Genomic DNA, 15,383 nt, shown 5'->3' with positions numbered 1-15,383 from the left:
CTCAGCTTGGCGGCGCCCAAAAACGGATGCGGGACGAAGAGCCTGCACCAGGGAAAAACGCGAGGGGACTTCATGCGCAACGATCACGCACCTATTCGTCATGGCTGCACGGCGGGGCGGCTTCGGCTGATGGCCTCGGTCGCCACCCTCGCCATCGCCCTGCCCTGCGCCGCCCTGGCCCAGACCCAGACGCCCCCTGCGCAAGACGACGATGTCGCCGAAGTCGGCGAGGTCGTGGTCACCGGCCTGCGTCGCGGCCTGGCGGACGCCATCACGATCAAGCGCAACCAGACCTCCATCGTCGAGGCGGTGTCGGCCGAGGATATCGGCAAGCTGCCGGATGTCTCAATCGCCGAATCCATCGCCCGCCTGCCCGGTCTGGCGGCCCAGCGGGTCAACGGCCGCGCCCAGGTCATTTCGATCCGGGGCCTGGCGCCCGACTTCACCACCACCCTTCTGAACGGTCGCCAGCAGGCCAGTTCCGGCGACAACCGCGCGGTCGAGTTCGACCAGTATCCGTCCGAGCTTCTGTCCGGCGTGGTCATCTACAAGACCCCCGACGCCGAGGTTTCAGGCATGGGTCTGTCAGGCACCGCCGACCTGCGCACCGTGCGCCCGCTGGAGTTCGGCAATCGGGCCATCGCCATGAACCTGCGCGGCGAGGCGCTGGAGGACGGCGGTCTGAACGACGATGTCCGCAGCTACGGCGGCCGCTTCTCGATCAGCTATATCGATCAGTTCATGGACGATACGCTTGGCGTCGCCCTGGGCTATGCCCACCTCGATTCGCCGTCCCAGAACCGGCACTTCAAGGCCTATGGGTATGAAGTCTTCGGCGGGGCTTGCGAGCCACTTCCGGGCGCTACCGCCTGCGTCGATGGAGATGGTACCAATGGCAGGCCAGGGCCGGACGCGGTTCAGCCCGACAGCGCCGACACAGCCTTCCTCCTAAACGGCCAGGAAATCTTCGCCACTTCAAGATTGAACACGCGCGACGCCGTGATCGGCATCCTGGAATGGCGGCCGAATGACCAACTGCATTCGATCCTGGATGTCTACTATTCCAAGTTCGATCAGGAAGAGACCACACGCGGCGCGCAGTGGTTCTCGAACCCCTATGCGGACAGCGAGTTCTTCACGAATGTCCAGACCGAAGATCGCGGCGGGTCGCCGTTCGCGACCAGCGGCACGGCCAACAATGTCGTTCCCATCATCCGCAACGACTTCAACACCCGTGAAGACGAACTGTTTTCGATCGGCGTGAACACCGAATATGAGGTCAGCGACCGGATGCGGGTCTCCGCCGACCTCGCCTATTCCAGCAACAAGAGGAAAGAGGTCGTCGCCGAATCCTACGCCGGCTATGGCCTGGGTGTTGGAGGCGGCGCATCTGCGGACATCGGCCGAACGCGGGACGTGATCGGTTTCCAGCTGAACAACGACGACTACCCCACCTACAATGAAGGCCTCGATTATGCTGACGCCTCGCAGGTTTCGCTGGGCGACCGTGCGCCTTGGGGCGGCTGGGGTCACGACGGCTCGATCCGCTTCCCCGATGTCGAAGAGTCCGTCTATTCGATCGATCTTAAGGGTCAGCGCGATTTTGACGGCGTGATCAATACTGTCACCGTCGGCGTCAACCTGGCCAATCGCCAGAAGACCAAACGCGTCGACGACTTCGACCTGTTCCTGAAAAACGGCCGCCAGCAGGTTCTGGTCGCCAGCCAGTATCTGGTTTCGCCCACCTCGCTGGACTTCGCCGGCTTCGGCAATGTGCTCAGCTACGACCTGTCGCGGGCGCTGGACGTCTATTGGGATCGCGCGCCCATTCTGGACGCCAACTTCTACGACAAGAACTGGGACATCGAAGAAGAGGTCATCACCTATTACGCCAAGGCCGATTTCGAGTGGAACAGCTTGCGCGGCAACTTCGGCCTTCAGATCGTCGATCAGTCCCAGGAATCAAGCGGCGTCATCATCAACGCCCTGAACAATGGCCAGCCCGTCGTTCCAACCTCGGTTACGAAAGGCGACGACTACATTGATGTCCTGCCCAGCCTGAACCTGATCTACGATCTGGGCGGCGGGCACCGCATCCGCTTCGCCGCGTCCAAGACCATGGCTCGCCCGCGTATGGACGACCTGCGCGCCAATGTAACGCCTGGCTTCGACGCTTTGATCTGCTCGCAGCAACCTTGTGGCATGGGCCAGACTGTCAACCCTTGGTCAGCTTCCGGCGGCAACCCGAACCTGGAGCCCTGGCGTGCGACCGCCTATGACCTAGCCTATGAATGGTATGTGGATTCAACCACCTACCTGTCGATCGCAGCCTTTTACAAAGATCTCGAAACCTACATCTACTCGCAGACGCAGGAGTTCGACTTCACGGGCATTCCCCTGCCATTGTCCGCCAGCTCGATCCCCGCCAACACGACGATCAGCCCCATCGGCCGGATCACCCTGCCCGCCAACGGCACGGGCGGCTCGGTTCAGGGCATCGAACTGTCGGGCGCCGTCGATTTCGGCAGGGTGTGGGAGCCGCTATCCGGCTTCGGTTTCATAGGCTCGGTCTCATTCACCGAGTCCGATCTGAACGCGGGCGGCAATCCACAGGCCCCAACGCGCATTCCCGGCCTGTCCGGCATGGTCTACAACGCCACCGCCTATTACGAGCGTAACGGCTTCCAGGCCCGTATCTCCAAACGCTTCCGCGAGGCGTTCAAGGGCGAGGTGGTTCAGTTGTTCACCAACCGCGGCTTCACCGAGATCCAGGACGACGAACAGATCGACGCCCAGATCGGCTACACCTTCGAACAGGGTCCGCTTGAAGGCCTGGGCCTGTTGTTCCAGGTCAACAACCTGACCAACTCGCCTTATCGCACTCGGCTTGGCCTGGACGCCGGCGGCACCACCACGGCCGACGGAGCGGTCCTGCCTGAGACCTATGAAGAATACGGCCGCCAGTTCCTGTTCGGCGTCAACTACCGCTTCTGATGCCTAAGGCTTCGGCCCGAACGCGTGAGGGCGTGGATCGGTCCCGCCGATCCACGCTCGCCCTCCCCTGTCTGCCCTCTGTGACGAGTCCGCCATGAAATCGCTTCTCAAGACGACACTCTGCCTGTCCGCCCTCGTTCTGGCGTCCTGCGCGGCGACGACCACGGCGCCGACACGCGTTCTGGACGGCTCGGCCTGGCCCATCATGACCTCGCCGACGCCCGTCGATGCGGCGTTGGAGCGGCGCATCGCCCGCATCGTCGCCGGCATGACCCTGGATCAGAAAGTCGGGCAGATGACCCAGCCCGACGTCCGCAACATCACGCCGGACGAGGTCGCCCGCTATTACATCGGCTCGGTCCTGAATGGCGGCGGGGCCTGGCCGGACATGAAGAAGGACGCGTCAGTCGCAGACTGGGCGGCCTATTCAGCCCAGTTCCACGACGCCGCCCTGCGCACCGACATGGCCGTGAAAATCCCGCTGATCTGGGGCACCGATGCGGTTCACGGCCACAACAACGTGCGCGGCGCGACTCTCTTTCCGCACAATATCGGCCTGGGCGCCGCCAACGACCCGGAGCTGGTGCGCCGCATCGGCCGTGCGACCGCCCGTCAGGTCCGCGCCACCGGCATCAGCTGGGTCTTCGCCCCCACCGTCGCGATCGGTGAGGACCGGCGCTGGGGCCGCACCTATGAATCCTATTCCAGCGATCCCCAACTCGTGGCTCGATATGCCCAGGCCATGGTCGAAGGCCTGCAAGGCGATCTGACCGGCGACGGCGACGTGGTCGCCACGGCCAAACACTTCCTTGGCGACGGCGGCACCTTCCAGGGCGTCGATCAGGGCGAGAACCGCGACACCCGCGCCCAGATCATCACCCGCCACGCCGCCGGCTATTACACGGCGTTGGACGCCGGCGTGCAGACCGTCATGGCCACCTACAACAGCTGGAACGACGTCGAGGCGGGCAAAATCTACGGCAAGGTCCACGGCAGCCGTGAACTGCTGACAGATGTGCTGAAAGGCAGCCTGGGCTTCGACGGCCTTGTCGTGTCCGACTGGAACGGCATCGAACAGGTCGAGGGCTGCACCAAGTCGCACTGCGCCCAGGCGATCAACGCCGGTCTGGACATCGTCATGGTCCCGGTCGACTGGCGCGACTTCATCACCAACACCGTGGCCGACGTGAACAGCGGCGCCATACCCATGTCGCGGATCGACGATGCGGTGACGCGCATCCTCCGCGTCAAGATGCGCGCCGGCCTGTTCGACCGCCCCGTCGCCGCCAGCCCACTGACCGGTCGCGCCGAGGCCCTGAACGCCGACGATCTGGCGCGCGAGGCGGTGCGGAAATCCATCGTCCTGCTCAAGAACGAGAACGGCGCCCTGCCCCTGACCCGCGGCCGCAAGGTGCTGGTGATCGGGGCCAGCGCCGACAGCCTGTCGAACCAGACCGGCGGCTGGTCGCTGACCTGGCAGGGGACCGAGAACGTCAACGCCGATTTCGGCGGCGGCGAGACCCTGCTGACCGCGCTGCGCACCGCCCTGGGCGACGCCAATGTCACCTATTCCGCCACAGGATCAGGGGTGCGGGTCTCGGACTTCGACGCCGTGATCGCCGTCTTGGGCGAGACGCCCTATGCCGAATATACAGGCGATGTTCGCTTCCCCAAACCGGTGCAGCATAGCGCCCTCTACCCGGCCGATCTCGCCGCCCTGCGCGCGATCGCCAACAAGGGCGTGCCGGTGATCTCGGTCCTCTATTCGGGGCGTCCGGCCTATGCCAACGACCTGATCAACCTGTCCGACGCCTTCGTCGCCGCCTTCCTGCCCGGCACCGAGGGTGACGGCATCGCCGACGTCTTGGTCGGCGGCGGTCATGACTTCACCGCTCACCTGTCCTTCGCCTGGCCCGGCTCGGCCTGCAGCACGGGCGAACATCCCGGCGACGTGGTCCAGTTCGCCCGCGGCTTCGGTCTCAGCTACAGCCGCCCGGCCCTGACCGCACCCCTGCCCTTGCCCCGGACGCCCGCAGCCTGCACCGTGACCCCGTAACCACGCAGCGGTGACGGCATGAAGCAGCTCGAACACATCCTGATCGTCGGCGGCGGCACGGCCGGCTGGATGACGGCGGCGCTGTTGTCGAAACTGTTTGGCGGGCTTTACCGGATCACCCTGATCGAGTCCGAGGCCATCGGCATCGTCGGGGTCGGCGAGGCCACCATCCCCGCGATCAAGAAGTACAACGAACTTCTGGGCCTGGACGAAAACGACTTCATTCGCCGCACCCAGGGCAGTTTCAAACTGGGCATCCAGTTCGTCGACTGGGGGCGGCTAGGTGAAAGCTACATCCACGGCTTCGGGGTCATCGGCCAGGATCTGGCGTTCCTGAGGCTGCATCACTATTGGCTCAAGATGCAGGCTGCGGGTCAAACCTCGGACCTGGCCGACTATTCGATCAATACGGTCGCTGCGCCCGAAAACCGGTTCATGCGGGCCGATCCCAAGATGGCGCAGTCGCCGATCGGCCATATCGCGCACGCCTTCCACTTCGACGCCGCCCTCTACGCCCGATACCTGCGTGGCCTGGCCGAAGCCTCCGGCGTCGTTCGGCGCGAGGGCAAGGTTGCGGATGTCACCTTGCGATCTGACGACGGCTGGGTCGAATCCGTGACCATGGACGATGGCGAGGTGATCTCCGCCGATCTGTTCATCGACTGCTCCGGCTTCCGCGGCCTGATCACCGAACAGGCGCTGAAGACCGGTTATGAGGACTGGAGCCACTGGCTCCCGTGCGACCGCGCCATGGCCGTGCCCTGCGCCCGGGTCGAGCCCTTCACCCCCTACACCCGCGCCACGGCCCGAACGGCGGGCTGGCAATGGCGCATCCCGCTTCAGCACCGCACCGGCAACGGCCACGTCTATTCCAGCCGGCATATCGACGACGACGAGGCCGAGCGGATCCTGCTGTCCAATCTGGACGGCGAACAGTTGGCCGAACCGAACCGCCTGCGGTTCATCACCGGCAAGCGCAACAAGATCTGGAACAAGAACTGCGTCGCCGTCGGCCTGGCGTCCGGCTTCCTCGAACCGCTGGAATCGACCTCGATCCACCTGATTCAGTCATCCGTGATCCGACTGGTGCGACTGCTGCCCGACGCCGGCTTCGATCAGGCGACCATCGCCGAGTTCAATCGCCAGACCGACTTCGAATACGAGCGCATCCGCGACTTCATTATCCTGCATTACAAGGCGACCACGCGCGACGACACGCCGTTCTGGCGCCATGTCCGCGACATGGACATTCCCGCCACGCTTCAGCGCAAGATCAACTTGTGGATGGCCAACGGCCGCATCTTCCGCGAGGACGAGGAACTGTTCGCCGAAGAAAGCTGGATCCAGGTCTTCCTGGGCCAGGGCTATGTCCCACGCGGCTACGATCCTTTGGCCGACCTCAAGTCGAATGAGGAAGTCGCGCGCTATCTGGGCGATGTTCGCGGCGTGATCCGCAAATGCGCGGACCTGATGCCTGCACATTCCGACTATGTCGCCAGAGTCTGCCCCGCCGCCTAGCCCCCTTTGAGCCGCTCCAGCAGCGCCTGACGCATCTGCGCCAGGCTTCTGGCCGTCGGTGTCCCCAGTATGCCGCGCGCCTCCTGCGGCAAGTGTGCGCTCGGATCCCCGTCGGTCTGGAACACATAGTGGTCGAACATGGCCCGCCACGCGCGGCGCTGGTCGGGCGGCAGGGTCCGCAGGCTCATCATACCGTGCATCATGGCATCCCAGGGCGAGCCTATCCCGGCCGGCGCCGCATCCCACCAGTAGTTCACCAGCACGTTGAACGGCTCCAGCGCCTCGACGTGATGATACCAGTGGAACGGGATGTAGAGGGCGTCGCCGGGCGCCAATTCGGCCTGCATGCCGGCCTGCAGCGCGCGCGCGAACCGGGGAAACCGCGCGTGATCGACATCGGTCAGATGCACCAGACTGACCTGCGTGCCCGCCGGCGTGACGTGGAACGGCCCCATATAGAGGTTGCCGACCTGCTCGGGTGGAAACAGGGTGAACCGACGCCGTCCCGCCGCGACGCAGGCCACGTTCTCGGACGGATCGTGATGGATCGCGACCTTGGCGGCATTGCCGATCCACAGGCGCGGGATCACCTCCGCCGGCAGCAGCGACAATCTGTTGGCCTGCGCGAACTCCGGCAGATGCGCCGTGGTCGGCAACCCCTGTAGCGCCAGGGAATCAGGCCGGCTTTTTCCCCCCTCAAGCGTCAGCGCATCCAGAAAATCGCTCATCCGGCCGTCGATCCGCTCGAAGTTTCGTCCGCTGACACCGGCCTCATAGTGCAGACGCCCCTCGACCTCGGGCGCCGCGCGCATGAAATGCACAGGCGCATCACCCGACAGCGCCCGCAGATAGGCCGACGCCTCACCCTGCCGCGCGGCTCGCACGATCGGCCAGTCGCCAACCAGATCCCGCATTACGGCAGGCTCGCCTTCGCGGCGAATATCGCGAAAGAGCTCCGGCGTGACGTCGCGCCATTCCCGGATCGGCGTCATGGCCTTGCCTTTCGATAATCGGCATGGATCGACCGGAGCGTCGGCGTTACCAAGATCAGGACCGTATCAAGCCAGGCAGCCATGCATCAACCTTCGATCCGCGTCGATCACATCGGCGACGAACGCCAGCCGGTCGTGGTGATCGATGGATTCCATCCCCATACCGAACGCCTGATCGCGGACGCCGCAACCCGCGTTTTCTCGACAATGGGTCCCTATTATCCCGGCGTCCGCGCGCCCGTGTCACCGATCTATTTCGAAGGCCTGGGCCCTCTCCTGGCCGCCGTCATGAAGAACGTGTTCGGGGCCTCCGACCGCATCGGCTTCGACCGCGCCCTTTACTCCCTGGCGACCACCCCGCCCAAAGACCTCGGCCTGGCCCAGCGCATTCCCCACATCGACGGAGTTGAACCCGGCAAGATGGCGATCATCCATTATCTGTCGCACGCCGACCATGGCGGCACCGCCTTCTACCGTCATCGCTCGACCGGGTTCGAACAGGTGACGCCCGAACGTCACCGGACATACCTCGACAGCTTGCAACAGGACTTCGATCGTCACGGCCAACCGGCCGCCGCCTATATCGCCGGCGACACGCCGATCTTCGAAAAGATCGCAGCCTACGCCCCCGCCTTCAACCGCGCCCTGGTCTACCGCGGCAACCTTCTGCACTGCGCCATGATGCCGGCCGACAGTCTCTTATCGCCGGATATCACCTTGGGCCGCCTGACCGTCGCCAGTTTTCTATCCGTCGATTAGATCGCTTCGTCACATGAGAGTGGGAGTAAGCGGCAATAGTTCAGCGAGGCGCACGGGGCGATTGTGGCTCGCACCGAGCCAAAACCTTGCGAAGCAGCGTGCAAGGCGGCGAATACGGCCCGTCCAAAGAGGCTTGTTTCAAAACACTTTTTCGGGAGAAGGTAAGGCGCCAGAGCGGTCGCTTTGCCCCCCGCTGTGGTCCACCGCGCCCGTTTCGCACTCAAAACCCGTCCGCCCACGGAAACTGACCGCAGGCAAGGCTTTGAACTTGTTTGGGAAAAGATGGTGGACGCGACAGGGATTGAACCTGTGACCCCCTCGGTGTGAACGAGGTGCTCTCCCGCTGAGCTACGCGTCCTTGCCTTGCGGAGGCGGCGACATAGCCCGGTCGTCGGCCTTGCGCAAGCGCCTGTTTCAGATTCCGGCGGCGCGAACGCCTTCGGGCGTGTCAGCCTCCGGGTCGCCCGGCAGCCAGGCGACGTGACCGTTGTAGATGTCCTCGTTCAGTATGCCCTCCTCCTTGGCCACCAGCACTGGCACCAGCATCTGGCCGGTCACGTTCGTCGCCGTGCGCATCATGTCGATGATCCGGTCGATGGCGACGATATAGCCGATGCCTTCCAGCGGAAGGCCGGCGGTGGACAGGGTCAAGGTCAGCATGACGATGCTGGTCCCCGGCACGCCCGCCGTCCCCAGCGACCCCAGCACCGCCGTCAGGCCGATCAGGATGTATTGCGTCAAGGTCAGGTCGATCTTGAAATATTGGGCGATGAAGATCGAGGCGATGGCCGGATAGATGGCGCCGCACCCGTCCATCTTCACATTGGCTCCCAAGGGCACAGCGAAGGCGGCATAGGCTTGGGGCACGCCCAGCCGCTCGACCGTCTGGCGCAGGGTGATCGGCAGCGTCCCCAGCGAGGATGAGGTCGCGAAGGCCGTCTGCTGGGCCGCGAAGGCGCCGCGGAAGAAGCTGGTGACCTTCAGCCCATGTAATTTCAGCAGGCCCGAATAGACGATCAGGATGTGGAACAGGCAGGCGGCATAGATGGCGCCGATGAACTTCAGCAGGGGCAGCAGCGCCTCCCAGCCATAACCGCCGACGACCGAGCCGATCAGGCCGAACACGCCGATGGGCGTCAACTGGATCACCCAGCGGGTGATGCGGAAGATGACCGCCGCGCCTTCGTCCACCAGCCGCCGCACCCCCTGCGCCCGGTCGCCCAACGCCACCAGCGCCATGCCGACCAGGGCCGAGAAGAAGATGATCTGCAGCACCTTGCCCTCGGCGAGGGCGGCGAATGGATTGGTCGGCACAACGCCGATCAGCACTTCGAGCGGCGTCGGGATCACGCGATCCTTGACCTCGCCCAGCGGCAGGTTGGACAGGCCCACGCCCGGATTGATGATGTGCCCAAACGCAAACCCGACCAGCACGGCCAGCAGCGACGTTATTGCGAACCAGACGATGGTCCGCACGCCCAGCCGCACGGCCCCCGCCCCCTCGCCCAGTTTGGCGATGGAGCTGGCGATGGTGAACAGCACCAGGGGCGCCACCACCATGCGGATCAGGTTCAGATAGACGTCGCCGATCGGCTGAAGCCAGACCTCGGCCCGCTCCCGCAGGATCAGCCCGGCGATGATGCCCAGGACAAAGCCGGCGGCGGTGCGCTGCCACAGCGGGATCTTGAAAAAGCGAGCGAACATGAAGGCACTTTCAACAGGGGTGCGCCAATCTGTCCATCGCCGTGTCGATCCGCAACCGCAGCAGCGATCATTCGGCGACAGATTTCCTGTCGGCGCCCCTCAGAATTTCAGCGCCTTCATGACGTAGAAGTCCGACAGGATGCCGTCGATGGCCTCTTCGACATCCTCGAAGTCGTCGATCAGCACATCGGCGCCCAGTTCCTCGGCCGGCACGGGCGTGAAGCCGAAGGTGACCAGTATGCACGGCATGCCTGCATCCTTGGCCGCATCCGCATCCGGCGCCGCGTCCCCGACCATGATGGCCCGTTCGGGATCGCCGCCACCCTTGACGACTGCCTCCTTCAGATGCGCCCCCGAAGGCTTGCGCGCGCTGACCCGATCCGGTCCGACGATGGCGGCGAAATGCCGTGTCAGGTCCAGCTTCTCCAGCAGAAGCTCCGACAGGTCCGAGCGCTTGTTGGTCGCCACGACCAGAATCGCCCCGCGCTCGGTCAACCGCTCCAGCGTCTCGACCACACCCTCGAACGGCTGCGACCCGTCGGCGATGTGGGCGGCGTAGTCGATCAGGAACCGCTCGAACAGTTCGTCCGATTGCGCCCGCTCGACCGATGCCCCGGCGGCCTCGAAGCCGTGCGCCAGCAGCGCCCGCGCGCCAGACCCGATCAGGGTCGAGGCGGATTCCATCGGCACGGGCGGCAAACCCTCCTCGACCAGCAACCGGTTCAGCGTTCCGATCAGATCCGGCGCGGAATCGACCAGCGTCCCATCCAGATCGAAGGCGATGGTCCAGCCTTCCAGGTCGCGATCGGTCATCCACATCTCCCGCTGGCCCGCATGATGGGCTAGATCGCAGGACGACTAGACCGCGAGACGATTCATGACCAGCCAGACGCGCCCCCGCGCCGCCATCATTCTCGCCGCCGGCCAAGGCACGCGGATGAAGTCGCCCCTGCCCAAGGTGCTGCACCCGGTGGCCCATCGCGCCATGCTGGACCACGCCATCGACGCGGCCGAAGGCCTGGGCTGCGAACGGATCGTCGTCGTGGTCGGCACCCACTCGCCCGAGGTCCGCGCCCATGTGGTCAAACGTCTGGGCGAGGCCGCCATCGCCGTCCAGGACCCGCCGCTGGGCACCGGCCACGCCGTCCGCGCCGCCGAACAGGCGCTGGCAGGCTTCGACGGCGAGGTGGTCGTCACCTATGGCGACGTGCCCCTGCTGAAGGCCGCCGACATCGCGCCTGTGTTTAATGCGGATGGCGTGACCGTGATCGGCTTCGAAGCCCGCGATCCCGGCGCCTATGGCCGTCTGATCCTCGACGGCGAGACCCTGATCGCCATCACCGAGGCCAAGGAAGCGTCGGCTGACGTGCTCGCCATCACTGCCTGCAACTCCGGCGTCATGGCGGCGCCTGCCGCCCTGCTGTTCTCGTTGCTTGCCGATGTGAGCAATACAAACGCCAAGGGCGAGTATTATCTGACCGACGTGGTCGAACTGGCGCGCAAGGGCGGCCATCCGACCCGCGCCGTCTTCGCCGCCGAGGACGCCGTCATGGGCGTCAACTCCCAGGCCGAACTGGCCCAGGCCGAGGCCCTGTTCCAGAGCGTCCAGCGCGACGCCTTCCTCGCCGCCGGCGTCACCATGGCCGCGCCGGAGACCGTCCATTTCGCCTGGGACACCCAGGTCGGTGGCGGAACCGTCATCGAACCCTTCGTCGTCTTCGGCCCCGGCGCGGTGATCGAGGGCGGCGCCCGCATTCGCAGCTTCAGCCACATCGAGGGCGCCCGCGTCGCCTCTGGCGCCGAGGTCGGTCCCTACGCCCGCCTGCGTCCCGGCGCGGACCTGGCGACCGGCGTCAAAGTGGGTAACTTCGTCGAGGTCAAGAACGTCAGAATGGCTGAGGGCGCCAAGGCCAACCACCTGGCCTATCTGGGCGACGGATCGGTCGGCGCGGGCGCCAACATCGGCGCCGGGACCATCTTCTGCAACTACGACGGCTTCAACAAGGCTCAGACCCAAGTCGGCGCCGGGGCCTTCGTCGGCTCGAACTCCAGCCTGGTCGCCCCCGTCGTCATCGGCGACGGAGCCATCGTCGCCTCGGGCTCGGTGATCACCGACGACGTTCCCGCCGACGCCCTGGCCTTCGGCCGTGCGCGACAGACCCTCAAGCCGGACGCCGGCGCCGCCTTCCGCGAGAAGGCGAAAGCTCAGAAAGCCGCAAAATCCAAATGAGCGACCTCCAGAAAAAGAACGCTGGCGAGGCCGCCGCCGCCCATGTCGAGGCCGGCATGGTCGTCGGCCTGGGCACCGGCTCGACCGCCGCATGGTTCGTCAAGGCGCTGGCGGCGCGCGGCCTGTCTGGGCTGCGCTGCGTCCCGACCTCGGAAAAGACCGCCGATCTGGCGCGCGAGCTTGGCTTGACCCTGTCCACATTGGAAGACACGCCCCGCATCGACCTGACCGTGGACGGCGCCGACGAGGTCGGCCCCGGCCTGGCCCTGATCAAGGGCGGCGGCGCGGCCTTGCTGCGCGAGAAACTGGTGTGGGAGGCCTCGGCCCGCTGCATCGTCATCGCCGACGCGGCCAAGGTGGTGCCGGTGTTGGGAACCTTCCCCCTGCCCATCGAAGTCGTCGCCTTCGGTCACAAGACCACGGCGAACCGCATCGCCGACGTGCTGATCGATCACGACATCAACCAGCCGGCCCGCGTGCGCCAGGCGGATCGCGGCCTGGTCCGCACCGACGGCGGCAACCTGATCTACGACGCGGGCTGCAAGGCCATCCATGACCCGGTCCGCCTGGCCGACGATCTGAAGCTGATCACCGGCGTCGTAGAACACGGCCTGTTCCTTGATCTCGCCGATCTGGCCATCATCGGCACGGATGACGGTTTCGAGGAACGCCTGCCCTAATAGACGCCCTTGCGGCTCAACACCGCCGGGATCGTCCGCGCCAGGATCGTCAGATAGACGCGCACCGTCCGGTTCCTGACCAGCCAGACATCCATGGCCACCCGACGAGGATAGGGCACGTCGTTGCGGCCCGACACCTGCCACAGCCCCGTCAGGCCCGGCCGCACGGCGCAATAGTCGGCCAGGCGACGCCCATACAGCGTCGCCTCGTCCATCACGATCGGACGCGGTCCGACCAGCGACATCTCGCCTCTCAGCACGTTCAACAGCTGCGGCAGTTCATCCAGGCTGGAGAGCCGCAAGACGCGGCCGAAGTGCGTCACCCGCGCATCGCGTCGAAACTTGCGCGCCGCATTCCATTCCGCATCCACGAGGTCGGGCAGGCTGGCCTCGGCGTCGATGGTCATGGACCGAAACTTCAGACAGTCGAACACCTGCCCGCCTCGTCCGATCCTTTGCTGGCGAAAGAGCGCTGGTCCCCCGTCTTGCGCCCTCACGGCCATGGCTGTCAGCACCAGCAGCGGGAGCAGGATCACCAGAGCGCAGGATGACAGGACCATATCCAGCAAGCGAATGAGCCAAGCATCGCCGTTGCCACGCTGTATCGTGACGCGACGCGCAGGTTCAACCTGACGCCTGGCAGCCTCCACTGTCGACATTAACCCACCCCCTCAGGAGCATTATTTCCCAGGGTTGCGAAACCATCAACCTAAATGAGACCGCCTTCGCATCAACATTGACCATCAATCAACATGCTACCATAAGTTGATTTTGACCAAGAAATCTCCCCGATCTAGCGAACCTCCCAACGTTGACGCCGAACCGCGCTGGTCCGGCCTCCGGTCTGTCGGCTTCATCGTCAGCGTCAACGTCCTTCTATGGATCCTGATCGCGACCGGGATCTATCTGACCGTCCGCGCCATCCTCTGATCAGTCGCCGCCCCACCAGCTCAGCGCGAAGGCCGTGCGCTGCCCATCCACCGAAACCGTTCCGGTGATGACAGGCGTCTGGTCCCCGAGATTACGCCGCGCCGTCGCCAGCGCTCCCTGGTCGATCCGCCCCTGCAGACGCACGACGCCGCCGCCCGGCGCCAAACCTGTCATCTGCACCGTGTCGTCGGTGATCGCATAGGCGTCTGGGTTCACCCGCATCGCCCCCTGCGGCCCGACCAGCGACAGGATCAGCGGCGGCGGGCCGCCCTGCCCCGCCTCCCAGGCCGCGAATCCCGCCGCTTGACCGACGAACAGCGACGCCACATTGCCGCTACCCTCGCCAACGGGGCGATAGTCGCCCGAGATGTCGGCGCTCAGCCGATGACTGAACCGTGCGGTTTCCGGCGGCGGCGCCGCCGCCTCCCGGCGCTCGCAGGCGCTGAGGGCCAGCACGCCCATGACGACGATCGCACCAAGGCGCCGTCTCATTGATCCAGCGCCTGATCCAGTGCGCGGAAGCCGGCGATGGCGATCTCTGTCGCGCTCGTGAAAACCGACGGCGTGATCCGCTCGAAGGTGTCGCTGGGGCGGTGATAATCGGGGTGATAGTCCACGCCCATATAGAGGAAGGGCACGCCCGCCGAGTGGAAGGCGGCATGGTCGGAGGCCTCGACCCAGTTGTTCTCGCCCGTGTCCTGCGGCGTGTCCTTGCCGAAGGCGAACGACACCGCGCCATTCGGCTGCACGGCCTCAAGCACCGGCCGCAGGTTGGGATGCTGATAGGTGCCGGTGACCCACAGATGGCCGTCGGTCTCGGCCCGCGCCGTCATGTCGAAGTTCAGGTTGAGGCTGATCGACGCCAGCGGCACCGGCGGCGCCTTGACGAACTCGCGCGCGCCCAACAGACCCCGCTCCTCCCCGTCCAGGGCCACGATCAGCACGCTGTGCTCAGGTGGCTGGGCTTTCAGCCGGGCGGCCAGCTCCAGCATGGTCGCCACGCCCGAGGCATTGTCGTCCGCGCCATGGAAGATCTGACCGTCATTGACCCCCACGTGGTCGTAGTGCGCCGTCACGACGATGTAGCGATCCGCAACGCGCGTTCCGGGGATCAGGCCGACGATGTTGACGCCGCTGAACGTCTTGACACCTTCGCGCGTGCGGCCGGGCGCCTCGAACGGCTGCAAGCGCCCGAACGGCGGCGCCTGCACGCCAAGAGCCTCCAGCCGAGACACGATATAGGCACGCGCCCGCTCGCCGCCCTCAGAGCCGGTGTCGCGCCCCTGCATGTCGTCCGCCGAGAGGATGCGAACATCCTCCAGCAGTTGGCTCGGTCCCGCCGCGATGGGCGCAGGCGCGACAGGCGTCGTTGCGACGGGAACAGCAGTGCAGCCACCTATGACCAGGGCGGCGCCGGTCAGGACGAGGCAGAGGGTCGAACGATTCATACGGGCTCCCACATAGAATCCCGACCCTAGCGCCGACCGATCGGGCCGTCAGCCTACGGTTCTGTCATCATC

12 protein-coding genes and 1 tRNA gene are annotated in these 15,383 nt (G+C 65.4%); 6 read left to right on the top strand and 7 right to left on the bottom strand.

Features of this window, described 5'->3' with window-relative positions; genetic code table 11:
* Window positions 1–72: 72 nt before the first annotated feature.
* The 3 genes from ACQY72_RS00780 (at window position 73) to ACQY72_RS00770 (ending at window position 6,568) form a co-directional block, all read left to right on the top strand.
* Window positions 73–2,994 carry a TonB-dependent receptor gene (locus ACQY72_RS00780; RefSeq protein ID WP_428155034.1) on the top strand — a complete coding sequence of 974 codons (2,922 nt, stop codon included), beginning with the start codon at window positions 73–75 and terminating at the stop codon, window positions 2,992–2,994.
* Window positions 2,995–3,088: 94 nt separating this feature from the next.
* Window positions 3,089–5,050: a glycoside hydrolase family 3 protein gene (locus ACQY72_RS00775; protein ID WP_428155033.1), complete on the top strand. Its 1,962-nt coding sequence runs from the start codon at window positions 3,089–3,091 to the stop codon at window positions 5,048–5,050.
* Between the two features lie 18 nt (window positions 5,051–5,068).
* Complete coding sequence (locus ACQY72_RS00770) at window positions 5,069–6,568, top strand: tryptophan halogenase family protein (protein WP_428155032.1); 1,500 nt, start codon at window positions 5,069–5,071, stop codon at window positions 6,566–6,568.
* Here ACQY72_RS00770 and ACQY72_RS00765 read toward each other — a convergent pair.
* Window positions 6,565–7,560, bottom strand: coding sequence for a cupin-like domain-containing protein (locus tag ACQY72_RS00765; RefSeq protein WP_428155031.1), 996 nt, complete (start codon window positions 7,558–7,560; stop codon window positions 6,565–6,567). The genes ACQY72_RS00770 and ACQY72_RS00765 overlap by 4 nt on opposite strands.
* Window positions 7,561–7,641: 81 nt before the next feature.
* Between ACQY72_RS00765 and ACQY72_RS00760 the strand changes: the two genes are divergently transcribed.
* Window positions 7,642–8,319 (top strand): DUF6445 family protein, encoded by a 678-nt coding sequence (locus ACQY72_RS00760; protein ID WP_428155030.1) that lies wholly within the window; start codon window positions 7,642–7,644, stop codon window positions 8,317–8,319.
* A 283-nt stretch (window positions 8,320–8,602) separates the two neighbouring features.
* Here the strand turns inward: ACQY72_RS00760 and ACQY72_RS00755 are convergent.
* The 3 genes from ACQY72_RS00755 to ACQY72_RS00745 all read right to left on the bottom strand — a co-directional run bounded on the left by ACQY72_RS00755 (window position 8,603) and on the right by ACQY72_RS00745 (window position 10,842).
* Window positions 8,603–8,677, bottom strand: a tRNA-Val gene (locus tag ACQY72_RS00755).
* 56 nt (window positions 8,678–8,733) lie between these two features.
* Window positions 8,734–10,023 (bottom strand): dicarboxylate/amino acid:cation symporter, encoded by a 1,290-nt coding sequence (locus ACQY72_RS00750; RefSeq protein WP_428155029.1) that lies wholly within the window; start codon window positions 10,021–10,023, stop codon window positions 8,734–8,736.
* Window positions 10,024–10,122: 99 nt separating this feature from the next.
* Window positions 10,123–10,842 (bottom strand): HAD-IA family hydrolase, encoded by a 720-nt coding sequence (locus ACQY72_RS00745; protein WP_428155028.1) that lies wholly within the window; start codon window positions 10,840–10,842, stop codon window positions 10,123–10,125.
* A 58-nt stretch (window positions 10,843–10,900) separates the two neighbouring features.
* On the opposite strand from ACQY72_RS00745, the gene glmU reads away from it, so the two are divergent.
* Window positions 10,901–12,253 carry a bifunctional UDP-N-acetylglucosamine diphosphorylase/glucosamine-1-phosphate N-acetyltransferase GlmU gene (glmU, locus tag ACQY72_RS00740; protein ID WP_428155027.1) on the top strand — a complete coding sequence of 451 codons (1,353 nt, stop codon included), beginning with the start codon at window positions 10,901–10,903 and terminating at the stop codon, window positions 12,251–12,253.
* Entirely contained in the window at window positions 12,250–12,933 is a 684-nt protein-coding gene (gene rpiA, locus ACQY72_RS00735; protein WP_428155025.1) for a ribose-5-phosphate isomerase RpiA, read from the top strand. The genes glmU and rpiA overlap by 4 nt, the downstream gene beginning before the upstream one ends.
* Here the strand turns inward: rpiA and ACQY72_RS00730 are convergent.
* From ACQY72_RS00730 to ACQY72_RS00720, 3 genes are all read right to left on the bottom strand, one after another.
* Window positions 12,930–13,493, bottom strand: coding sequence for a sugar transferase (locus ACQY72_RS00730; RefSeq protein ID WP_428156731.1), 564 nt, complete (start codon window positions 13,491–13,493; stop codon window positions 12,930–12,932). The genes rpiA and ACQY72_RS00730 overlap by 4 nt on opposite strands.
* A 370-nt stretch (window positions 13,494–13,863) precedes the next feature.
* On the bottom strand, window positions 13,864–14,355 hold the full coding sequence (locus ACQY72_RS00725) for a hypothetical protein (RefSeq protein ID WP_428155024.1): 492 nt from the start codon (window positions 14,353–14,355) through the stop codon (window positions 13,864–13,866).
* The gene (locus ACQY72_RS00720; protein WP_428155022.1) at window positions 14,352–15,311 is read right to left on the bottom strand and encodes a M28 family peptidase; all 960 of its coding nucleotides are present in this window, start codon (window positions 15,309–15,311) and stop codon (window positions 14,352–14,354) included. Before ACQY72_RS00720 ends, ACQY72_RS00725 begins: the two co-directional genes overlap by 4 nt.
* Between the last annotated feature and the right edge of the window lie 72 nt (window positions 15,312–15,383).

This window comes from Brevundimonas sp. (assembly GCF_965279155.1).
Classification (GTDB): Bacteria; Pseudomonadota; Alphaproteobacteria; order Caulobacterales; family Caulobacteraceae; genus Brevundimonas.
This window is presented reverse-complemented; position numbering and strand designations above follow the sequence as displayed.